Source organism: Marinobacter sp. B-12, assembly GCF_056857915.1.
In genome coordinates this window covers 176,225-199,364 of record NZ_JBSXOB010000057.1, presented here as the reverse complement: position 1 = coordinate 199,364, position 23,140 = coordinate 176,225, and the positions used below count along the sequence as shown (strand labels likewise).

18 protein-coding genes and 1 pseudogene are annotated in these 23,140 nt (G+C 55.1%); 4 read left to right on the top strand and 15 right to left on the bottom strand.

Going from position 1 to position 23,140, the window contains the following annotated elements; all coding sequences use genetic code 11:
- Nucleotides 1-59: 59 nt before the first annotated feature.
- Complete coding sequence (locus AC13D2_RS12480; protein WP_482938705.1) at nt 60-1,685, bottom strand: flagellin N-terminal helical domain-containing protein; 1,626 nt, start codon at nt 1,683-1,685, stop codon at nt 60-62.
- Nucleotides 1,686-2,068: 383 nt separating this feature from the next.
- On the opposite strand from AC13D2_RS12480, the gene AC13D2_RS12475 reads away from it, so the two are divergent.
- Both AC13D2_RS12475 and AC13D2_RS12470 read left to right on the top strand, forming a co-directional pair.
- Nucleotides 2,069-3,682: a flagellin N-terminal helical domain-containing protein gene (locus tag AC13D2_RS12475; protein WP_482938704.1), complete on the top strand. Its 1,614-nt coding sequence runs from the start codon at nt 2,069-2,071 to the stop codon at nt 3,680-3,682.
- 34 nt (nt 3,683-3,716) lie between these two features.
- Nucleotides 3,717-5,714: a tetratricopeptide repeat protein gene (locus AC13D2_RS12470; RefSeq protein ID WP_482938703.1), complete on the top strand. Its 1,998-nt coding sequence runs from the start codon at nt 3,717-3,719 to the stop codon at nt 5,712-5,714.
- Here the strand turns inward: AC13D2_RS12470 and sbcB are convergent.
- Nucleotides 5,711-7,156, bottom strand: coding sequence for an exodeoxyribonuclease I (gene sbcB, locus AC13D2_RS12465; protein WP_292047526.1), 1,446 nt, complete (start codon nt 7,154-7,156; stop codon nt 5,711-5,713). The two genes, AC13D2_RS12470 and sbcB, sit on opposite strands and share 4 nt — an antisense overlap.
- A 49-nt stretch (nt 7,157-7,205) precedes the next feature.
- Nucleotides 7,206-8,066 carry a hypothetical protein gene (locus AC13D2_RS12460; RefSeq protein ID WP_482938702.1) on the bottom strand — a complete coding sequence of 287 codons (861 nt, stop codon included), beginning with the start codon at nt 8,064-8,066 and terminating at the stop codon, nt 7,206-7,208.
- Between the two features lie 146 nt (nt 8,067-8,212).
- Here AC13D2_RS12460 and AC13D2_RS12455 point away from each other — a divergent pair, with 146 nt between their 5' ends.
- Together AC13D2_RS12455 and AC13D2_RS12450 are read left to right on the top strand one after the other, a co-directional pair.
- Complete coding sequence (locus tag AC13D2_RS12455; RefSeq protein WP_482938701.1) at nt 8,213-9,229, top strand: response regulator; 1,017 nt, start codon at nt 8,213-8,215, stop codon at nt 9,227-9,229.
- Between the two features lie 2 nt (nt 9,230-9,231).
- Nucleotides 9,232-10,197: a GGDEF domain-containing protein gene (locus AC13D2_RS12450; protein WP_292047522.1), complete on the top strand. Its 966-nt coding sequence runs from the start codon at nt 9,232-9,234 to the stop codon at nt 10,195-10,197.
- 66 nt (nt 10,198-10,263) lie between these two features.
- Here AC13D2_RS12450 and AC13D2_RS12445 read toward each other — a convergent pair whose 3' ends face one another.
- The 12 genes and pseudogenes from AC13D2_RS12445 to asnB all read right to left on the bottom strand — a co-directional run bounded on the left by AC13D2_RS12445 (nt 10,264) and on the right by asnB (nt 23,139).
- Nucleotides 10,264-10,632, bottom strand: a complete 369-nt coding sequence (locus AC13D2_RS12445) for a histone-like nucleoid-structuring protein, MvaT/MvaU family (RefSeq protein WP_286931499.1) — start codon at nt 10,630-10,632, stop codon at nt 10,264-10,266.
- Between the two features lie 160 nt (nt 10,633-10,792).
- A complete protein-coding gene (tviB, locus tag AC13D2_RS12440) occupies nt 10,793-12,055 on the bottom strand; it encodes a Vi polysaccharide biosynthesis UDP-N-acetylglucosamine C-6 dehydrogenase TviB (RefSeq protein WP_482938700.1) in 1,263 nt (420 codons plus the stop codon).
- Between the two features lie 34 nt (nt 12,056-12,089).
- Nucleotides 12,090-13,129: pseudogene (locus AC13D2_RS12435) on the bottom strand (MBL fold metallo-hydrolase RNA specificity domain-containing protein).
- A 54-nt stretch (nt 13,130-13,183) separates the two neighbouring features.
- Complete coding sequence (locus AC13D2_RS12430) at nt 13,184-14,953, bottom strand: SLC13 family permease (RefSeq protein ID WP_292047517.1); 1,770 nt, start codon at nt 14,951-14,953, stop codon at nt 13,184-13,186.
- Between the two features lie 6 nt (nt 14,954-14,959).
- Nucleotides 14,960-15,580 (bottom strand): adenylyl-sulfate kinase, encoded by a 621-nt coding sequence (gene cysC / locus AC13D2_RS12425; protein WP_300494083.1) that lies wholly within the window; start codon nt 15,578-15,580, stop codon nt 14,960-14,962.
- Between the two features lie 77 nt (nt 15,581-15,657).
- The gene (locus tag AC13D2_RS12420) at nt 15,658-16,134 is read right to left on the bottom strand and encodes a hypothetical protein (protein ID WP_482938699.1); all 477 of its coding nucleotides are present in this window, start codon (nt 16,132-16,134) and stop codon (nt 15,658-15,660) included.
- The gene (locus AC13D2_RS12415; RefSeq protein ID WP_482938698.1) at nt 16,131-16,430 is read right to left on the bottom strand and encodes a nucleotidyltransferase domain-containing protein; all 300 of its coding nucleotides are present in this window, start codon (nt 16,428-16,430) and stop codon (nt 16,131-16,133) included. Before AC13D2_RS12415 ends, AC13D2_RS12420 begins: the two co-directional genes overlap by 4 nt.
- A gap of 175 nt (nt 16,431-16,605) precedes the next feature.
- The gene (locus AC13D2_RS12410) at nt 16,606-18,549 is read right to left on the bottom strand and encodes a polysaccharide biosynthesis protein (protein WP_482938697.1); all 1,944 of its coding nucleotides are present in this window, start codon (nt 18,547-18,549) and stop codon (nt 16,606-16,608) included.
- 2 nt (nt 18,550-18,551) lie between these two features.
- The gene (locus tag AC13D2_RS12405; RefSeq protein ID WP_482938696.1) at nt 18,552-19,103 is read right to left on the bottom strand and encodes a sugar transferase; all 552 of its coding nucleotides are present in this window, start codon (nt 19,101-19,103) and stop codon (nt 18,552-18,554) included.
- A gap of 1 nt (nt 19,104) precedes the next feature.
- The gene (locus tag AC13D2_RS12400; protein ID WP_482938695.1) at nt 19,105-20,058 is read right to left on the bottom strand and encodes a UDP-glucose 4-epimerase family protein; all 954 of its coding nucleotides are present in this window, start codon (nt 20,056-20,058) and stop codon (nt 19,105-19,107) included.
- On the bottom strand, nt 20,051-21,181 hold the full coding sequence (locus tag AC13D2_RS12395; RefSeq protein ID WP_482938694.1) for a glycosyltransferase family 4 protein: 1,131 nt from the start codon (nt 21,179-21,181) through the stop codon (nt 20,051-20,053). Before AC13D2_RS12395 ends, AC13D2_RS12400 begins: the two co-directional genes overlap by 8 nt.
- Entirely contained in the window at nt 21,178-23,139 is a 1,962-nt protein-coding gene (asnB, locus tag AC13D2_RS12390; RefSeq protein WP_482938693.1) for an asparagine synthase (glutamine-hydrolyzing), read from the bottom strand. Before asnB ends, AC13D2_RS12395 begins: the two co-directional genes overlap by 4 nt.
- Nucleotide 23,140: the final 1 nt, after the last annotated feature.

The following is a 23,140-nucleotide window of genomic DNA, read 5'->3' as shown; positions in this document are numbered from 1 at the left end:
ACTATCCTTAAACGGCGTAAAACCGGAGCCCGAAGGCTCCGGATGTTACCGCTCCCCCTTTACTGCAGGAGGGACAGAACCTGCTGAGGGCGGGCGTTAGCCTGTGCCAGAACTGAAATACCAGCCTGCTGCAATACCTGAGACTTGGACAGCTTGGCAGTTTCTGCCGCGAAGTCCGCGTCCAAAATCCGACCACGAGCAGCCGAAAGATTTTCAGAAGTAGTCTGAATGTTTGAGATGGTAGACTCGAAGCGGTTCTGCACAGCACCTAGTTGGGCGCGATTGTCGTTGATGGTGTTCAGTGCTGCATCGACTCGACTAATTGCGGAACTTGCGCCATCAACCGTCTCAATCGTCAAACCTTCCAGGCTGCCACTCGCCGCAATGTTGGATTGGCTTGTAGAGTCAAAACCGAGATCAGCGACTGTGCCAGCAAGCGTAACACTATCGTTTGATGAAAGAGTGACATTGCCGCGGAATGTGTCCGTTGCATTAATCGCTGTTGCACCCGCGTCAACTGTATCGCTGGTAGTTGAAAAAACTGTTTCCATAGATGTTGCAGCAGCACCATCGAACGACGCAGTTTCATTGATTTCAATGTTCCGCCCATCCTGTGCCTGCAGCACCAACTGGTCACCTTCTTTCCGAGCGGTAACGCCTGTTTTATCTGAGGAAGCATTGATTGAAGCAATGGCATCATTCAGAGAAATGTTAGCATCTGCGGTATTCGACCCATTGGCGAACGTTTGAGACAAAACAGTTTCACCGTTGATCTGCAGCGCGTAAGAGCCCGCAGCGTCAAATGTAGTACCTGCGGAAAAGTTCAGGAAATCATCAACCCCTGCCACTCCGGCATTGTTACCGAAAGTAATCGTGTTGTCAGCTTGGGCAGAAACGCCAGTTTGGCCAGAGGCAGCATTAATTGCGGCAGCCTTTGCAGTAGCGCTGTCGCCGCCACGATATGAGTCACCAGCAATTGCAAATGCTGTTGAGGAATCGATGGAAACATCGTTGATTGAAATGTCTGATGCGGCGTTAGCAGTTACTGCCCCAGTTAAGCTCCGGGTAGCAGCAAAAGCATCTGCACCATCACTGATTGTTCTGGTTGCGTTAGTTGCACCAGTGGTGTCCCCCGTTACCGTCTCAGCCCTAGCACCAGAATCATTAACAGACGCGCCGAGCTGGCTAGTTTTTACTCCCGCAACGGAGACACTAATAGTCTGATTTGCGTTGGCACCAACCTGGAAATTCTGAGCTGAGAATGTACCGTCAAGAAGGTTCAAACCGTTAAATTGGGTGGTTGAAGCAACACGATCTACTTCGTTGAGCAACTGGCTGACTTCCTGCTGCAAAGCCTCACGATCTGACGCAGAGTTGGTGGCATTCGAAGATTGAACTGCCAGCTCACGAATACGCTGAAGAATATTACTGGTCTCCTCAAGCGCACCCTCGGCGGTCTGGGCCAATGAAATACCGTCGTTGGCGTTTCGGGCAGCCTGATTCAGGCCGTTGATCTGACTTGTAAAGCGCTCGGAGATTGCCAGGCCAGCCGCATCGTCCTTCGCAGAATTGATCCGCAGACCAGAGGAGAGGCGTTCAAGAGCCTGATCGTTCAGTTTTTGGGAATTGCTCAGCTGGTTTTGAGCAGACAGTGATGCAACGTTGGTGTTAATTCCGAGAGCCATAATGCTTCCCCTTTTCGACTAATGTCGTTTCTTTGTGAAAAAGGTCCGGCGCCTAATCGTTTGTTGGCAGCACCGCCCTGTTGCAATGCTTAACGGCACCTCGATTCCTTCCTTGAGAAAAAACCAAAAAAACTTTGTAAAAGATTGTAAGAGCGGCAATGACTTTCCGTTATGGCCGCCATTTTCATGGCAAAAAGCTACCAAAGCATATTTACAGTAATGACTATATAGCAATAATTATCAGCACCTTAACGGAACTTTCAGAAAACTGGCACAGTGTTCGCTTTAATCCCTCCAAACGGTAATCAAACGATATTTTGCCGACCACGCGTTCAAGCATCATGGCGTCTGGCCACCGGCACCTGGGAGCAGGGAGAAAAGAAATGCCACAAGTAATCAATACCAACGTAGCTTCACTGAACGCCCAACGTAACTTGAACACCTCACAGCGTTCGGCTGACACCACACTTCAAAGACTGTCTTCTGGTCTACGGATCAATTCTGCGAAAGACGATGCGGCTGGCCTGGCAATCTCCGAGCGCTTTACAAGTCAGATCAAAGGGCTCAATCAGGCGATCCGAAACGCCAACGACGGTATTTCCCTGTCCCAGGTCGCAGAAGGTGCTTTGGGTGAAGCCGCCAACGCACTGCAACGAATTCGTGAGCTTGCGGTTCAGTCTGCCAACGCCACGAACTCTGGCTCGGACAGGAAGGCACTCCAAGCGGAGGTGTCTCAGCTGATTGAAGAGATTGACCGTATTGCCTCGGAAACCGAGTTCAACGGATTGCGCATTCTGGATGGCAGCTATACCACTCAGCAGTTCCAGGTAGGCGCTAACGCTAACCAGACGATAGGCGTATCCATTGATGGCACCAAGGCCAACCAGATTGGTTCAGTTGTCGATGTGGCCGGTCAGATCGCTCGCACCGGCGCAGAGACACTGGGTACGGCCACAGGCGGAACTAATGGTGCCGCCCAAACCGGTATTACTGACTTCAGCGGCGTGAGCAGCGCAGCCACGGGAACATCTGTCATCATTAACGGAACAGTGGTAGCCGATTCAACCCGCTTTGCGGGCACCCTTGCAGGACAGGAGGCTGACAGCGCCTACGCAAAGGCAGCTTCCATTAACGGCAGCGCTCTTGATGGTGTGAGCGCTCTTGCCGAAACGGAAAAGAGTTTCGCAGGCATTGGCACTGGCAACAACTCTCTCGCGACCTTCACCGACCCAGCAGCGGAGGGCGACACGGCTACTTACAGCCTCGACATCAATGGCGTAAAAGTTCTCGAGACCACGTTGGACACAGGCGATTCAATCTCTCTTGCAGATGCTGAAGCGGCCATCAATGAATTCAGCAGCAAGACTGGTATACGCGCAGAGATCGACACATCTGGCGAGTTGGTACTTCGCGCTGACGATGGCAGGAACATCGACATTGACGAAACCATGTCGATTACCGAGGGGGATGCGGCAAACAATGAAGCCGCAGGCGCTGCCTCAAGCATTACCTCAATATTCCAGGATGGTTTCACTCAGACACCTGACACTGACGCAACTGCATCCAACGATTTTCTCTATCGTGGCGAGGTCACGCTACAGTCCTTGGATAACGTCACCATCAGTGGCGGTGGCGACATCATCGGCTTCAACCAGGCACTGCTAAATGTCGATGACACACAAAATGTGGCCACAGTGGATATCTCAACCATCTCGGGTGCAAACAAAGCCTTGCTCGCCATGGATTCCGCGCTGCAATCTATTAACAGCGTGCGAGCGGATTTGGGTGCCATCCAGAATCGCTTCGAGACCACGATCGCAAACCTTGGCACAACTGCCGAAAACCTGACCGCAGCGCGCTCCAGAATCCAGGACGCCGATTTCGCGGCAGAGTCTGCAAATCTCGCCCGCACCCAGGTGCTCCAGCAGGCTGGCTTGTCGGTATTGGCCCAGGCCAACGCAAGGCCGCAGCAGGTTCTTCAGTTGCTGCAGGGTTAATCGGGTTTCGTAACAGATTCAAAGAGGTAGCCCCATGCAAGCACAACACAACATCCATGCCACAGACGCACAAAAAGCCCACATTGCGCGGCTACTGTTGCAGGCAAACCTGGCTTATGCGGAGTCCAACAGCCCGACATCGCTGGTTCAGCGTTTCAAGGCGCGGCAGGAATGCCGTGACTACCTGAATGAGGTTCTGGCACAGGAACCCGGCAACGCAGGCGCGCTGGGCTTGCTGGGGCGCGTGGAAATGGATGACGGCGCGCTTGATAAGGCACACACCCTGTTCACCGATAGCCTGAGCCATGACCCGGCACAGTCCCAACAATTCACCAACCTGGGCTACTGGGCAATCAAGTCCGAGCGCCCGGCCCTGGCGGAGCAGTATTTCATTCAAGCGCTGGAGATAGACCGGCAATCTGCCGCCGCCTTTGGCGGGGTTGCCCATGCCAAGCGGCTGCAGGGTCAGTTCGATGTGGCTTACCTGCACTACCGCAAACTGCTGGAGACGGGCCTGGAATGGCCGTCTATCTACAGCGGCATGCTGACCTGCGCCGAGCACCTGGATGTAAACCGGGCCGATACCAAACTGGCCCGCGATGCCATTCTCCTGCTACGTCATGACGGCCTGCCCCACCAGGAAATCGGCCGGTTCGTAGGCGCCATCATCCGCCAGCAGTACGATCTGGAAAACCCGAATGCCCAGGTCGATCTGGGCGCCGCCAGCGAAGACGAACTGCTGATCCTGGCACTGGAAAAAACCCTGATGCCGGACCCCGCCGTGGAAGAGCTGGTCACGTTGCTGCGCCGGGCGGTCATCGCTGAAGTCGCGCAGACCGTTGAACTGCGGGACGAACTCCAGCCACTGGCGCTGGCTCTGGCGGTTTACGCTGATCGCACCGGTTACGCCCTGACTGCGGAAGACGACGAAGAGCGGCTGGCCTCTGCCATCAATGACAGCATCTGCGCGCAACTTGCCATGGGCGAGCAACAGGACGGTATGATCGGTTCGCTGATCGTCAGTGCCATGTACGGTGCTCTGTTCCATCAGAAGTATGCAGTGCAGCTTGGCCGCTGGAACCTGGTGGACTGGCCAGTTGCCATGCAGGGGATGATCGCCGCCAGCTACTACAACCGCGCCTCGGAAGAGGCCATCAAACAGAGTTTCGACGAGAAATCAGCCGAGCTTTGCCTGGAGAAAACCGACGTTCCCCAGGCCTGGCCCAACTGGTCGAAACTCGCCTACCGTTCCGAGACCAGCCTGAAAACCATGATGGCGACAGAGCTAGGCATGAATACCGAACAACTGCCGGAAACGCTCCGGATCATGGTGTGTGGCGCACAGTCCGGCCAGCGCGCCATGGAACTGGCGCACTACCTGAAAGACGTGGAAGTAATCGCCGTGGACGAATCCCTGGCCAACGTCGCCAAGGCAACGCGACTCTCGGGCGAGATGGGCATCAGCAACATCGTGTTCTGGCCCTGGTCCATCGCGCAGCAATTTGTCGCCGACGAGCACAAGGTGCACTGGATCGAAATCGGGCGCCTGCCCTCGACCCACATGACTGACGTGTCTCTGGCGGCCCTGGTCAGTTCAGCGACCGGCAACGGTGCTGTCGTCCATATGAACACCGCTGTCAACGAACAGACCGACGGCGACAAACAGATCCGACGCCTGATCGCCCAACACGGCCTGCAGCCCACACGTACCGCCCTGCGCCAGCTCCGGCGCATGGTACTGACGAACCAACGGGATCCCGTATGGCAGTCCTTGATCGCCGAAAACGACTTCTACGGACTGGGCGGCTGCCGCGACCGTTGGTTCAGTGAACAGGACACCGGGCAGTTGAAAGAACTGATGGCACTGCTCAGCAACGAAGTGGACTGGAAATTGGTGAAAGCCCGGGATACCGACGGCCACAGCCTGGCCACCAAGCCTGTGCAGCAACAAATCCAGGCAGAGGCGCTGGGTAGCGAAGTGCAGAGTTTGATGGGCCAAGGGTTATCGGTGTACTTTCAGCGCCGCCGTTAGACGTAAGGAATCAGGGACTCACCGTAAAGGTGAAGCTCCTCCAGAACGTGCCGCCGATCCGGCGTGAGCTCCGGATCGGCGGCCAGGCGTTGCAGTTCATGCCCAAACGCCTCCAGAGATCGCCAACCTTTCTTCGGGTTCATCAAGCGCTGGCTGCGGAATTCTTCCCAGCGCTCCATTTCTTCACCGATCAGCGTATTGGGGTAATTCCTGGCTCGATAACGGAATAGCATTTCGTCCAGGCGACTATCCTCAAACCGTACTTCCTGCTCGCCCAGTGTTTCCACCGGCTGTTGCAATAGCCAGTTGAGCTTCTCGCGGTCGGTTTTGCCAATAAAGCCACCGGCATAGAGCTGTTCGTCCGGGTCCGTCAGATCTCCTTCATGGGGCTGATCGAAAGCCTGGGCAATTCGGGCTGACAGATCCGGCGCCTTGCGCAAAATGGCCAGGTGCTCCCGCAGCTTGTCACCGTCCAGTTCCAGCTCGGCCAGCCGCTCTTCGGACAGGGATTTCAGCATAGTGGCCGGGGCCAGTACCGGGCACTTGTTCAGCTGCACGCCTTTGAGTGGAAAACGGCTCATGCCCTCCCCTAACTCTGCCTGGGAAGTAAATACCCGCTCACGGATCTGCGCAGGCGTGGCGTGGATCAGCTCGCTGGGGTCTTCGCGCAGGTCGTACGCGATCACCAGGTTTTTGTTGGTGGGGTGATCCGCAACGGGAGCCACCATTGCGCAGCAGCCACGGGTGGCCGGGTACTTGGCGGAAATATGGAACACCGGTTTCATGCTGGCGGTATCCAGCATGGCGCGGGCAGAGTGCTTGTCCTTGTTTTGCAGTACAAATTCAAACAGCTTGGGCTGCTTCTCCTTGATCAGCTTCGCCACCGCGATGGTGGCCTCCACATCAGACAGGGCATCGTGAGCGGCTTCATGGGCGATGCCGTTGGCGACCGTGAGCTCTTCCAGCTTGAAACTGGGGCTACCGTCTTCCTTCTTTGGCCAGTGGATGCCCTCAGGCCTCAGCGCGTAGGTCAGGCGCACCATATCGATGATATCCCAGCGCGAATTGCCGTTCTGCCATTCCCGGGCATAGGGATCGCGAAGATTGCGGTACAGGGTGTGGCGAGATACTTCGTCATCGAAACGCAGGCTGTTGTAGCCCACAGCGCAAGTGCCAGGCTGGCTGAAAGCCTCATTGATCTGAGCGATAAACTCCGCCTCGGGAAAGCCGTTTTCCAGCGCCTTTTGCGGAGTAATACCGGTTATCAGGCAGGCCTCCGGCGACGGTACGTAGTCGTCCGCAGGCGCGCAGTAGATGATCAGAGGGTCCTCGATGATGTTCAGGTCCGCATCGGTACGCACACCGGCAAACTGGGACGGACGATCGTGTATGGGGTCGACACCAAAGGTTTCGTAGTCGTGCCAGTAGAAAGAGCGGATCACCGAGAGAACTCCTGCATTACGTGAATCGATTGAATGCAGGGTAGTGTAATCAAAACATCCCGGTACCGCGATCCACGTAATGCGTGCGCTCCCGCTGAACGCCGTTTTGCAGGGTCTGCATGTCCAGCGTCATGCTGGTGGGCAGGTTCAGGAACACGCCTTCCGGCCCCTGGATAGCGCCTGCACCGCCCAGGTTCTGCCAGTCCACGGATTCGCGCTGGAACGCCAGGAACAGATCCTCCGTAAAGCCAACCGTGTCATCGCCATTGTCCACGCCAATATCCATGGACAACAGATTGGTCAGTGGCACACATTGGCTGCAGGTTCCGTCCTCACCCGCCAGGCCTATCTGGGTTGCCCGGTAGTTCGTGGCCACTCCGGCGTCATCGAAGAGCATGGCGTCCACCGGGTTGCCGTCGGCATCGTTGATTTTCAGGTTCAGGTTGCCGCTGAAGCTGGCAATCTCGCCAGACAGCGTGCCCCGCGCCTGGTTCAGGCCAAAGCGGAAACCGGAGAGTTGCCCCTCCCGTTCAGCCAGTTCGAGGTAGGGCTCAACACCTTCAAACGGGACCACGTCGTCCACGTTGTAGGTATTGCCGTCAATCTGGACACGGGTGTCGTCGCGCACATAATGGCCGAGCGCGAAATTCTTGATGTCGAGATCGGCGCCGGAATCATCCCCGCCCATCACCACACCGTCGGCGTTCAACCGGGTTTCTGCATCCACTCCCAGTGTCACGCGGGTAAACCGGTGGTTCACTCCATCCACATGATCCACCGTCATCATTGCCTGCCCTTGCACCTGGCTCATTTCCCGATCGGAAATAGGCTCCAACTCTGCCAGGGCAACAGGCGACATACCCAGGCAAATGGTGAGAGGAACAGCATACCAACAAGCATCCTGTCTCATAGTGTTGTGTCTCTGAATCAATTCTTATTATGACCGCAGAAGCACTATATCCCAGGCAACCGGGCCAATAGAGTGAGATAGTTCACAGGGCATAGAATTCGGATCAGGCACTGCTATACTGAGGCGAAATAATAAACGGAGCCCCCATGACCACTCGCGTTCTCATCTGCGATGACTCCTCACTTGCCCGAAAACAGATGGCCCGCGCTCTACCCAAAAACTGGAACGCTGAAGTTACCTTCGCATTCGATGGCCGCAACGCCCTGGAAAAGCTCCGTGCCGGTGCCGGCGAATTGATGTTTCTGGACCTCAACATGCCGGAGATGGATGGCTACCAGGTGTTGGACGCCATTCTGAAAGAGGATCTCCCGGTGTTGACGATCGTCGTTTCCGGCGATATTCAACCGGAAGCTCGCGCTCGAGTCCGCAAACTCGGCGCCATCGAATTTATAAAAAAACCCACGGACACCGACCTGGTTTCACAGCTACTTCGGGACTATGGTTTTCTGCGCGCTGAAGATCTGGCGAAAAACCAAGAGCACGCCACCACCGACATCCCTGCAGCAGACACCCCGATTAGCCTGAACGACTATCTCCAGGAAATCGCCAATGTTGCCATGGGCCGCTCGTCCGATCTGCTGGCAAGATTGCTGCGCGTTTTTGTCAAACAGCCCATACCCAGGGTGGAAATGATTGCCCGCTCGGAACTCAGCATGGCGATCTCCGCTGCTCAGGCCGACAGCAGTTACTCCGCCGTCTGCCAGGGATTCACCGGCGCGGGCATTGCGGGCGAAGCTCTTCTCTTGTTTGCCGACGCCAGCTTCAATGACATGGCCGAACTGCTCCATTACGACGACCTGGATACCGGGAGCATCCAGGTGGAAGTGCTGATGGATATGTCCAGCATCCTGTTTGGCGCCTTCCTTAAGGGCATTGGCGACCAGTTAGACCTCAAGCTCGGCCTTGGTCATCCCACCGTCCTGGGCCAACATCGACAGATCGGAGATCTTCTGGAACACCACAGCACACGCCAGGAAAAGCTGCTGTGTATTGAGATCAGTTATGAACTGGAAGACCGGGACATCCGTTGCGACGTGCTGGTACTGCTGACGGAAGACTCAGTCCCTTTCCTGGAACAACGACTACAGTACCTGGTGGATTAACCATGGCCATGAAAGAGATACAAGCAAGCACCTTCCATTGGCTGGTGGACATGCTGGAATCGGTGGAAGTCGGCCTGGTGGTGCTGGACCTGGATTTCCGGGTGCAGGCCTGGAACGGCTTTATGGAACATCACAGCGGCATCACCGCCAGCAAGGTTCGCGAGCAGGTTCTGTTTGACGTGTTCCCGGACATCCCCAAAGCCTGGCTAACCCGCAAGGTGGACTCGGTCGCCATGCTCAACACCCGGGCATTCACCTCCTGGGAACAGCGGCCCTACCTGTTCCGCTTTCGCAATACACGGCCGATCACCGGCACCGAAGACTTCATGTTCCAGAACCTGACCATCAGCCCTCTCTCAGGGCCGGATGGGCAGGTCGAGAAAATCTGCCTGATGATCTACGACGTCACCGACATCGCCACCAGCAAGCGGGCACTGGAAACCGCCAACGAGCAACTGGCCAAGCTGAGCATGACTGACCGCCTGACCGGCCTGCTCAACCGAGGAACCTGGGAAAACCTGCTCGACGCCGAATACGAACGCTACCGCCGTTACGGCCACAACACCTGCCTGATCATGTTCGACATAGACCACTTCAAAGCTGTGAACGACACATACGGACACCTGGCCGGGGATGAAGTCATCAAGTACACCGCCAAAGTCATGAAAGAAAGCCTTCGGCAATCAGACAGTCCCGGTCGCTACGGCGGCGAAGAATTCGGCATCATCCTGCCGGAAACCGATGTTGAAGGTGCCAGGGTGATTTGCGAGCGCATAAGAGAAGCCATCCAGAATAGCATAGTTCAAACCACCGTGGCGCCAATCCAGTACACCGTCAGCATTGGTATCGCCCCCTTAACAGATGGGCCGGAGAATCATATGCAATGGTTACAGCAGGCAGATGAGGCATTGTATGCGGCAAAGGAAGGAGGGAGGAATCGCGTGATGGTATTTGATGAGAGGGGCTAAGGCAGCTGCCCGCTTACCTCGCCCCCTTAAGCCCCCTCTCCCCTCGCGGGAAAGGGAGCGGAGAACTTAATCCTGCTGCCAGCTCTGCACAGTTTCCTTGCCATGCTTCTGGCGCCACTCGTTCAATACCTTGTGGTTGCCACCACGTGTCTTGACCACTTCACCCGTGTTCGGGTTCTTGTAGGTCTTCATCGGGCGCTTGGGACGGCTGCCGGTGGACGTGTCAGCTTTGGCTCCGGAAATGGACGGATCAATGGCGCCCAGAATCTGGAGAACATCTTTCGGCGACTTGTCATACTTTTTCATCAGGTCACGAACCTTGTTTTCAAACTCAAGCTCGCTTTTCAGTGCCTGATCCTGCTCCAATTTCGCCAGTTCTTCAGAGAGCTTTTCCATAAGCTGTTTTTTCTGGTAGTAATCGTTAATCTTTGCCATGGATATAAACCCCTATTAGTTTTATTACAATTGATATGACCGAAAAGTCAAAATCGATAATAAGCTATAAATGGAAACTTGGCAAAGTAATTCATTTACAAAACAGTAATCCATAAAAAAACCAGCCCGAAAGCTGGTTTTATTTAAATAGAGAGCACAATCATAACCGCAAATCGGCCTCACCCAATGGCAATACACCTTTCAGATCAAACAACACTCCATTATCTTTCATGTATTCGCGCAGATCATGGGAAGAACGCCCGACATATTCCCGGTGCGGAACCGCCAGAAGAACCGCATCGTACTGTGATTTTTCCGGGTTCTGGCTCAATGTAATGCCGTACTCATGCTCAGCTTCTTCATTGTTTGCCCAGCAATCTGTCACGTCTACCCGACAACCAAACTCGGATAGCTCTTTAACGACATCAATGACGCGGGTATTACGTAAATCCGGGCAATTCTCTTTAAATGTAAAGCCCATGATCAACACGCGAGCGTTCGCGACGGTATGCCCTGCCTTAATCATGGCCTTCACCAATTCAGACGCTGCATACGGGCCCATATTATCGTTCACGCGGCGTCCAGACAGGATAATTTCCGGATGATAACCAATCGCCTGGGCCTTGTGGGTCAGGTAGTACGGGTCCACACCAATGCAGTGTCCGCCAACCAGCCCCGGTTTAAACGGAAGGAAGTTCCACTTGGTCGATGCGGCGGCGATTACTTCGTGAGTATCAATTTTAAGCTTGGAAAAAATCATTGATAACTCATTCATCAACGCAATGTTCAAATCGCGCTGGGTGTTCTCAATCACCTTGGCCGCTTCGGCCACCTTGATGGAACTGGCCTTATGAGTGCCGGCGGTAATAATACCCGCATAAAGCGCATCCACTTCATCAGCGATGGCTGGAGTAGAGCCTGAAGTCACCTTTTTGATTGTGGTAATACGATGCTCTTTATCACCGGGGTTAATTCGCTCCGGGCTGTAACCGGCGTGAAAGTCCCGATTGAAGACAAGGCCGGATACTTTTTCCAGAATGGGGACACAGACTTCTTCCGTAGCACCCGGGTAAACCGTAGACTCATAAATAACAATATCGCCGCGTTTGAGCACGCTACCAACGCTCTCACTGGCTTTAACCAAAGGCGTTAAATCCGGGGATTTGAATTCATCGATAGGTGTCGGCACTGTTACAATGAAAATCTGGCAATCGCGGATGCCGTCCAAGGAATCCGAAAACGACAATCCTTTGGAAGCGGCCAACTCTTCGCGAGACACCTCACGTGTAAAATCCACGCCGTCTTTTAGCTCAGCAATTCGCTTCACATTAATATCAAAACCAACAACCTCGCGCTTTTCCCCAAACGCTGCGGCCAAAGGCAGGCCAACATATCCAAGGCCGACGACGGCGATCTTTTTCATGATTCCAACAATCCTTTAATAGCAAATAACTGGTTTACGCCAAACCAGGGATCATTATCCCCGTTAGTCCAGCGGAATGAAATTGGCTTTTCAGTGATTCTTTAGCTCGCATATCCCCATGCACAATCCGGATTTCCGAAGGTGGTGATTCTATACCACTCACAAACCGTACCAAATCCGACTGGCCTGCATGAGCCGAGTAGCCACCCACCTGATGAACCCGGGCGTGGATCTCATAACGCGCACCATCCAGTTCCACCCAGCCACCTCGTGGCCCATAGGTGAGAATATCCCGGCCCGGAGTGCCCTTGGCCTGGTAGCCAACAAACAACACGTCATTGCGCTTGTCCGCCAGCATGGCCTTCAGGTAATTCACCACCCTGCCCCCGGCACACATACCTGAGCCAGCCAGTACCACACAGGGGCGATGGGATTTAGCCAGGTAGTCGACGGCATTGAGGTGGTCTTCATGGCCGTTGATCACCGTGAGTTGTTCGAACGACAACGGGTGCCGACCCTGGCTGACCAATTCGGTGGCTTCGGCGTAACATCATCACTACCGAACTCATGGATCAGGCTTTCAATCTCGTACAGCAACTCCTGCGTTCGCCCAATGCTAAACGCGGGCACCAGCACCGTGCCACCATCTTCAAGGGCATGCTCCAGCACTGCCTTCAGCCGATAGCGACGCTCTTCCCGGCTCTCATGATCCTTGTCACCGTAGGTACTCTCAATCACCACCCGGTCCCGGGTAAAACCAATCTTCAGGGCATCCTCGAGAATTTCCGGCAACATAATGGCCGTAGGTTCCGAACAGATAATCGGCCCCTCAAATCCGGCGGCAAGAAGATAGGGAATGCGACCGACATGGTCGATGTGTACGTGGGTGACCACCAACGCACGAATGTGGTCGACGGGAAAATCAATGGACAGATTCGAGGCACTGGCGCCGTTACTCGAATCTTCGCCCTGGAACAGGCCACAATCAATCAGAATGCCAGAATCGCCAACAAGCAGTTCATGGCAGGATCCTGTTACGCCGGTCACAGCTCCGTGGTGTTTTATCTCGATCATCAAACACGTCCTTGTTGTTCATAATCCGCTTTTGTCAGTATATTCCCAATCCGATCAAAACCCCCAGACAAAAGGGATTAAACCGATTGCGGTCGACCCTACGAGCAGGCTCAACGGAAAGCCCAAACGCACATAATCCATGAACTGATATCGGCCAGGACCATAAACCATCAGATTGGTCTGGTATCCCAGCGGCGTAATAAACGAGGCAGACGCGGCGAACATCACGGCCACCGCAAACGGCAGGAAATCAACGCCCAATTGCTCAGACACCGCCAGCGCGATGGGAAACATCAGCACTGCCGCCGCGTTATTGGTGATGGCTTCGGTAAACGCCGCCGTAAGGATATAAACCAACGCCAGCGCCAGCCAGGGCGTCAGGGGGCCGAACAGGCCAAGCAGGCTGGTGGCCACCCATTCGGCTCCGCCGGTTTCCGTCATCGCATTGCCCAGCGCAAAGGAGGCCGCAATCACCACCAGTACCGGCAAATCCACACTGCGGCGGGCGCGGCTTGCCGTAATGCAGCCCGTCACAATCATCGCGCCCGCGGCCAGGAACGCCGCCTCGATGATCTGCAACAATCCGGTGGCACTGGCCACAACCATCAGCAACAGAATTCCGAGGGCGCGAGGCGCTTTGTGGAAATCCGGTGGAGTGGAATCATTCAGGGCACTAACCAACAGGAAGTCCCGCCGGAAACGATACTGCTCCACAAACTGGTGGCTGGCTTCCAGCAACAGGGTGTCGCCCATCCGGAAGGTGATATCGCCCAGTTTGCCCGGCACCCGATTACCCTCACGGGAAATCGAAAGAATCGCGGCGTTAAAACGAGTACGGAAACGGCTCTCCCGCACTGTCTTCCCCAGTCCCGTGAACTCCTGCCCCAACACCACCTCCACCAAACAGCGCTGATGATTGGCCAAGTCCAGTTTCTGGATACTGGCATGGGCAGGCTTCAGACCTTGAATCCGTCGAAGCTCACTGGCGCACTCCGGCGCCCCTACGAAATACAACTTATCCTCTGGTTGCAGCATCCGGTCCGGTTCTACCGCCGTAATCAGCCGGCCTCCCCGGTCAATCTCCGTCAGGTAGCCATAGTTGAGCGCCCGTAAACCAGCCTGTGCCACGGTTTTGCCCACCAATGGGCCATTGCCGTCCACTTCCACCTCTACACCGTATTCCCGAACCTGCTCCAGCTCCTCCCGCATGCCACCCCGATCCGGCAGTATCCGGGAGGCCACCAACACCAGGTAGCAACCGCCCACCAACAACAGAGGCACACCAACCCACGCCAACTCAAACAACCCCAGATTTATCCCCAGGCGCGCTTGCAACATACCGTCCACCACCAGATTGGTACTGGTACCAATCAACGTGCAAGTACCGCCCAGAATCGCGGCATAGCTCAAGGGTAAGAGAAGGCGGGAGGATGGAATACCCAAGCGCTGGGCCCAGTCCTGGATGGCGGGGATAAACATGGCTACAACAGCGGTGTTGTTCATAAATCCGCTAAGAATGCCCGTGGGCGCCAACATTCGCAGCTGGGCAGTTTTTTCGGTCTTGGGATGCCCCAGAAGTAAACGGGCAATCCATTGCACAGCCCCAGTTTCCTTCAGGCCGGCAGCCACCACGTACAACGTGGCAATGGTAATCACCCCAGGGTTGGCAAACCCGGCCAACGCATCAACCGGCCCAAGAATGCCGGTAATCAGAAGAAACGCCAGGGCCGCCATCAACACCAGGTCGGCCGATACCCGTGTAATCACCAGAGCTGCAAGAACCGAGAACAGGGTCAGCAGGGTAACAATGGCTTCCCACGCCATAGGCCCTTATGCTCCGGTAGCTTGCGACGGCGTGAAAATCAGTTGTCGATCAAGCAGGTAGCTGATCAGCCGGTTTACACAATCCTCCACCGACATCTGCGATGTATCCAGGCGCACCTCTGGCCGCTCCGGTGCTTCATAGGGGGAGTCAATGCCCGTAAAGTTCTTGATCTTGCCTGCCCGGGCCTTCTCATAAAGGCCTTTTGGGTCCCTCTCTTCACAGGTCTGGAGAGGTGTATCCATAAAGACTTCGATGAACTCACCCGCCGGGAACAGGTTACGTACCAAACGTCTGTCCGTGGTGAACGGGGAAATAAACGCACTGAGCACGATCACTCCGGCGTCCGTAAACAGTTTACTGACCTCGCCAATACGGCGGATGTTCTCAACACGACCCTCATCGGAAAATCCGAGGTCCTTGTTCAGGCCGTGGCGCACATTGTCGCCATCCAACAGGAAGGTGTGATAGCCACGCTCAAACAGCGCTACATCCAGTGCGTTCGCGATCGTAGACTTGCCGGAACCACTCAGCCCGGTAAACCATAGCAGGCAGGGGCTCTGGCTCTTGATAGAGGCCCGATCCGCCCGGGTGACTTTCTGGTGGTGCCAGACGATATTTTCAGACATGAGACAGCAACCTTGCTTTTAACGCCACTTATTGGTGGCTCGCCAGCTATTGAGGAACGATGCAGCCAGGAATCGATTCATTCCAAGAGATCGGAAGTTTGCCGTTCCAGCTTGTCAGCAAAGTCCTTCAAGAAATCCGTATTATCGTAGGCTGTAGTCAAAGCATCAAACAACGTTTGGGCGTTTTCGATGTATTCATGAATCATCTGATTTCGCAACTGCCTTAAAGCAAGCCAATGTTCAGATGACTCCAGCCAACCGTATTTCTCTGCTTTTTCCAGGTTAATCAGCAGTGCCCGTTCTGGCTCGCCCAAAGCTTTCAACAATACAGGTAGCAATTTATCGCCGAGCGTATCCTGCAATCGACAAAATCGGCTCGTGAAAGCCTCTATCCGCATCGCCAATTCGGGATTCGCATCTAGCTTTTCGACAGCTGCTAAAACCAATGGAACGCCAAAAGTCTGGTCAGCTGCATATTCCAGATGCTTTATTTCCTTATCAACCACTCGAGTTAAAAATCTTAACCGCTCTTTTACCTCTGGCGCCAATTTCACAAAGCCACCCCCTGCGACTGAGCGATATGGTGGATGGGAGCTCTCGGCATATTCGGTGCGTCCAGAAGTACGTCTACTTTCCTTTCCCCCAGTTGCCTGATGATTTTAGCCTGCAGTCTTGCAACATCCCAAGCGGGATGCTCAATGACGATATCCACCTTTACAAGCAGGTCAATATCTCCACCTCTGGCAGTGTCATCAGTGCGTGAACCAAATAAGGAAACACGGGCTTCAGACCCGAAAATCGCTTCCACTGAGGCTTTAATGATCTGAATCTCTTTGAGAGCTAATCTCATGTCGCACTTACCCTACTACGGAGAGTGATGATTTGCCCTTTGGCAGCCAAGCTTAATACTTCAAGCATAAGCTTTCGAGGCTCTGTTAGCCATTTCAGTTGTCCCCCACCTCCGGGCGAGCCCCACACCCATCAGGCTACGGCTCTTGTAAGATTACGGCTTCGCCTAATCCGACCTACACGGATAAACGGCGAACCTTCTCACCCTGGCTCTCTGTTGTCGCCACCAAGCTTGACTGTCCGTTGCACCAAACCAGATCTTCCAGGTTGCCATTGGGCGCATACCCCGTTTTCGCATTCTTCAGCACATCAATAACGGCTCCGCAATCGAAGGTCTGGCTGGCGCGCTGCAATTGACTGAGAAAGTCTTCAACCTGATCCCAAGGCAAGGAGACTTCCCGCGCCATCATGATCCGCGGGTGCGACGTACCCTGTGGGTCATCACCAATCAGCAGCTCCTCATAGAGCTTCTCTCCCGGACGAAGGCCGGTAAACGTTACCTCAATATCGCCGCCAGGGTGACTGTCCGTTTTCTCGTCCAGGCCCATCAAGTGAATCATCTTCCGGGCCAGGTCGGCAATTTTCACCGGCTCGCCCATATCCAGCACAAACACCTCGCCGCCCAGGCCAATGCTACCAGCCTGCAACACCAACTGGCCGGCTTCCGGAATGGTCATGAAATAACGGATGATATCCGGGTGGGTTACCGTAATGGGCCCACCATCGCGAATCTGGTCCCGGAAAAGGGGCACCACCGAGCCGGAAGACCCCAGCACGTTGCCGAACCGCACCATGGAAAACACCGTCTTCTGCTGCCGCTGCGCCAATGCCTGCAACACCAGCTCCGCCAACCGCTTGCTGGCGCCCATCACATTGGTGGGGCGAACGGCCTTATCCGTGGAAATCAACACAAACCGTTCAACACCGGCAGCGATTGCGGCTTCGGCGGCATGCCAGGTGCCGAACACATTGTTCTGCACACCCTCAATCACATTATGTTCCACCAGCGGCACATGCTTATAGGCGGCGGCATGGTATACCGTCTGTACACCAAACGCCCGCATGGCAGATTCGCAGCGGCGCCGGTGGCTCACGTTACCGAGCAGCGGATGCAGCTCCACCTCAAGGCCCTCGACCTGATTGATGGAACTTAGCTCCCGCTCAATGGCGTAAAGGGAAAATTCGGATTGCTCAAACAGCACCAGCGTACGAGGGCGATGCCGGATAATCTGGCGACATAGCTCAGAGCCAATCGAACCACCCGCGCCGGTCACCATCACGGACTTCTGATACAGGCTTTTGGCGACAACGGCCGAATCCGGCCGCACAGGATCCCGCCCCAGCAGGTCCTCGATTTCCAGATCCCGGATATCGTTGATCCGCGCCTGGCCTGCTACCAACTCCGACATTGAAGGAACGGTCTGGACCGGAATCGAGAGTGGCTCCAACTGTTTTAGCAGCTTCTTGCGATCGATCTGTGTGTCTTCATCCAGCGCCAGCAATATCCGCTGCACCCGATGCCTGGGCATGTGCTTGGCGATGTGATGAATGCTGACCACCGGCAAACCATTGACCATGGATTTGTGGTTGGCCCGGTCAAACGTGACGAAAACGACCGGCCGGTATTCCGTGCCCTGCTCCAGGGCAGACGCCAGCTGCATGCCGGTTTCGCCTGAACCAACGATGGCAACCGCTTCCTTGGCCATCTGCTTGGGGTGGTTAACGATCATCCGTACACCCAACCTTGACCCGCTGACAAAGATAAAAGCCAGTGCCCCATAGATAATAGGCACGGAGCGGGGAACAAATACCTGAAGAAGATAACCAAGAACAATGAGCGACAAGGCCGACAGAGCAACACCATAGATAATGGTAATAAACGCCCTATCCCCCAGATAACGAATCACCGCCCTGTACAGGCCAAGGCGGATAAAAACAGCAATGGTAAAGACCACGGTGATGGCCGCCACCACCAACTGATCACGATTAGGCACCCACAGTTGCTGCTCAAGCCGTAAAGCGTATGCCGCCCATATGGCAAAGAATAAAACGACCATATCCGAGGCAACGGATATGATTCGTTTCTGTATTCGTGGCAGGTTTAAAAATGTATTGATCACGATCAGCCCTTTATGCGATCACCAGCACCCTTCCCAAGTACCGTGTAAACAATATAACGAAAGTAATTTTTCAAGCTCAGAGCCTCTAACATCCTAGCATCCGTTTCAGCCAATAAACGTGGCGTGGACATGTCGATATCGTTAATCTGAGCCAGTCCGGTGATACCTGGACGGGCCTGAAGCACACCTCTGGACTTCCTCTCTTCAATCAACTCTTCCTGGTTGAACAGACACGGCCGCGGCCCCACAAGACTCATCTCCCCTTTTAACACGTTCCAGAGCTGAGGAAGTTCATCCAGTTTGGTGCGGCGCAGGAAACGCCCAAAGCGAGTGATGGACGCCGTATTCGCCAGATGGCTGGCTACCGAGGCCGTCTCCACTTTCATGGTGCGAAATTTCACCAGCGTAAACGGCTGCCTACCCCGACCTACCCGCTCCTGGCGGAATAAGGGGGAGCCAGTATCAAACAGCCCCAGCACATAAAGCATCACCAGTACCGGAAGCCCGAAAACCAGCCCAGCCAATGAAAACACCACATCCAAAAAACGAATCACATTACCCATCCAGGTCTTTTTTGAAACAGCGCCTCAGCCCTTCGTCCACCGATACCGGCGGCTCCCAATCCAACATACGCCGGGTTTTGGAAATATCCACTTGTAGCGACCCCAACAATCGCTGCGCCATGGCTTTCTTGCCCAAAACGGCGGCTCCAAACTGCAACAACGCGGCGGGTACTGGCAACAATCGTGCGGGCTTGCCCATAGCGATGCCCACACGCCGCAACAGCTCCGACGTGGAAAGATCTTCCCCGTCGCCGGCCAGAAACACCTGATTCGCAGCGGAGGGGTGATCAATGCAGGTGATGATTAGGTCTACCAGATTATCCAGCGCGACCAGAGAACGTTTGTTGTGGATAGCCCCCAATGGCAAAGGCAGGCCTTTCGCAACCAGCCTCGCCATAATGGCGAAGTTACCTTTCACACCGGGGCCGTAGACCAACGGCGGGCGGATAATTACCACTTCCATGCCCGTTTCTTGGGCGATCTGCTGAAGGCCCTGTTCGGCTTCCAATTTTGAGGTTCCGTAAGGGTCTTCTGGAGCCGGAGTATCACTAGCAGTAAAACACTTGCCCGATACAGTCTGTTCCCCATTAACTTTTATTGAGCTGATAAATACAAAGCGCCGAATGCCGGCCACGGCCGCCTGGCGAGCAAGGTTGAGCGTGCCACCTACATTCACACGCCGAAACTCGGTAAGCGGATCCGCAGCCGAATCATCCATAATATGTGCGCGAGCGGCGGCATGAACTACGACTCGTTGGCCCTGTAGTGCCTCAGACCAATCTGTATCACCATCAATCTCACCTACCGCAATAAACGCGAATGGACTATCCCCGCGCTTCGCGCGAGCAGCCCCCCAAATCTCAAAACCTGGCTCAGCGGCCAACCGCGTTATTAATGGGCCGCCGACAAAACCAGTCGCGCCCGTGACCAATATCCGTTCAGACATCCTCTAACAACTCTTTGTAAATCGCCAAGTGCTGTTCCACAATACGATCTATAGAAAAGGCTCTCTCTGCCAGTTCTCGACCGGCCTTGCCCATGCGTAACCGGCGCTCAGGTGTTTCAATAAGCGCCTGAATGGCATCAGCCAGTGCCGGCGCGTTTTTCACTGGCACCAGAACGCCGGTCACATCTGGCTCTATAGCATCGCGGCAACCAGGGTGATTTGTTGTTATTACTGCTCGACCGCAAGCGGCCGCTTCAACAAGAGTTTTCGGTAGCCCTTCTCCATAATAGGAAGGTAAACATACGACATTAGCTGCTGCGTACTGCTTAGCGATATCAGAGCGGTAGCCAAGCAGTTCGACAACACCTTCGGCATGCCAGGTGTCCAGTTCCCCCGGCCCTACGCTGGTGGGGTTTCCCGGGTCCGGCGCACCAATGAGGCGCATCGCCACTTCAATACCCCGAGACCTTAACAGCCGGGCTGCTTCAACGAACTCATACACGCCCTTGTCCAACAATAACCGGGCGGCCATCACAACCACCGGAGTGCCTTCAGGTTCTGGTAAAAACGAATAATCGGCGAGACTCACACCGGAGCCACGAATCATGCGCACCTGATCTTTGCGTAGTGCGTTCATCGCCAATAATCCATCACGATCATCCGGGTTCTGAAAAATCACGGCAAGGCGTCGCTGGCTGAATGCCAATCGATAAAGCCCCGAAACCAATATACGGCGAGCACGAGCACCCACTGACTGCGCAACAAAAATGGTTCCCAAACCGGAAATGGCGGCAACTACGGCAGGCTCCCCTGCCAGACGGGCGGCAATGCCGCCGTACAAGACCGGTTTGATAGTAATCAGATGCACCAAGTCCGGCTTTAATTCCCGAAATAACCGATACAAACTGATAATAGACCCCACCTCTGCAAGCGGGTTTTGACCGCTCCTGGCAATGGCAACGGTGTGGTGTGCCAGGCCCAGGTGCCGAATTTCCCTGACGGCGCCCCCGTCCGCAGATGCAACATGCACGTCATATCCTGCCTCGCGTGCGGCGAGAGCGATCGGCAACCGATGCGACAAAAAGAATTCGGGGGCATTTACAACAAAAAGAAGTTTTTTCACGAATGATTGACTTCCAGCCACGCTTGAAACATCAACACACTCCAAAGATGATACTGCCAGTTCTGTTTACCACTCAGGTGTTCCGCCCACATAGTACGGATCGGTGCCGGATGGAAATAGCCTTCCCGACTCAGGCGGTTTTCATCCAGCAGTGCTTCAACCCACTCTCTGAGCGGTCCGCGCAGCCAGGCATCCAACGGAATACCAAACCCCATTTTCGGCCTCTCAATCAATCCCCTGGGTACGTGCTTATACAAAACCTGCCGCAGCAGCCATTTCCCCTGCCCTTCACGGATTTTGAGATCCAATGGCATACGCCAGGCGAGTTCGACCACGCGGTGGTCCAGCATCGGCACCCGAGTTTCCAGACCGTTGGCCATGGCGGCACGGTCTACCTTAGTGAGGATGTCGTCGGCCATGTAGGTTTGCGCATCCATCGCCATCATGGCGTGCTCAAGGCTGTCGGTTTTCGGCCAAGCGGCCGGATCTGTGATCAGCGTTTGCGGTTCCGCACCGCCAATCACCAAGCTGGCGGGGTCGGTCCAGTGGCTGGTGAGTTGGCGATAAAAGTCATGACCACCTGACAGCGCCAGTACATCCGCCAGCTTGCGCGCCTTCTCTCCGGGAATCGAAAGCTGCAAGCGTTTGGGCAACACCGGCCTTGCCCAGTCGAACAATCTGTCCCAGGTGGTTGGAGGTAGCCCGCGCAATAGTCCGACCGCAGCGCGCCGGGCAAACAGCGGCAAGCGCTGCACCGGGCCCCAGACTTTTCGGGCCGCCATATAACGGTTATATCCACTGAACAATTCATCGCCGCCATCTCCGCTCAGTGCCACGGTGACCTGCTGCCGAGCCATCTGGCTGACCAGGAATGTCGGGATCTGCGAGCTGTCACTGAACGGCTCGCAATAGATATCCGGCAACTTTGGAATCACCACCTGGGCTTCGTGCGGGCATACATAAAGTTCCGTGTGGTCCGTGCCGAGATGCCCGGCAACGGCTTTCGCATGGGTGGCTTCGTTATAACCGGCCTGCTCGAACCCGATGGTAAAGGTACGAACCGGACGTGCGGACTGCGCCTGCATCAAGGCCACAATCGAACTGCTGTCGATACCGCCGCTGAGAAAAGCACCCAGGGGCACATCCGCCAGCATCTGGTCGGAAATGCTAGCTGAAAGCTGGTGCTCCAATTGGTTGACAGCATCTTCAGGCGTGCCGCTGAAAGGGTCCGCCAGGCCTTGCTCGACAACGTCATTCACACGCCAGAAGGCTCTCGGCTCAGCCGTTTTAGCATTCCGCGCTGCGCTCCCGAGCGCAATATGGACATAATGCCCGGGCATGAGCTTCTGGATGCCCTTGTAAATACTGTACGGGGCGGGAATATAGCAATGGCGCAACAACAAGGTCAGCGCATCGCGATCCACCTCCGCTTCAAACGCCGGGTGAGCCTTGAGTGCCTTCAACTCGGAGCCAAACATCAGAACGTCGTTACACCACCCCCAGTACAGAGGCTTTTCGCCCATGCGGTCCCTTGCGAGCGTCAAGACCTGCTCTTGCTGATCCCAGAGGGCGATAGCGAACATGCCGACCGTTGCTTTCAGGGTTGCCTCAATGCCCCAAGCCGAAAAACAGGCTAACAGGGTCTCGGTATCCGAATGGCCGCGCCAGGCAGGCGCTTTTTGCTCGGCTTCTAACCGGGCCCGCAACGTTAAATGATTGTAGATTTCGCCGTTGAAGGCGATAACGTACCGCTCACACTCCGACACCATGGGCTGGTGGCCAGCGGGAGAAAGGTCGAGGATTGAAAGCCGGCGATGCCCCAGCACCACGGGCGAGGATTCATCCCACCAGACACCCTCGCTGTCGGGGCCGCGGTGGGTGATGGTGGCACTCATGGCCTTGGCTGTTGCAATATTATTAATCGAGGGCGACGGCGTGAACCCAATGAGCCCGCACATA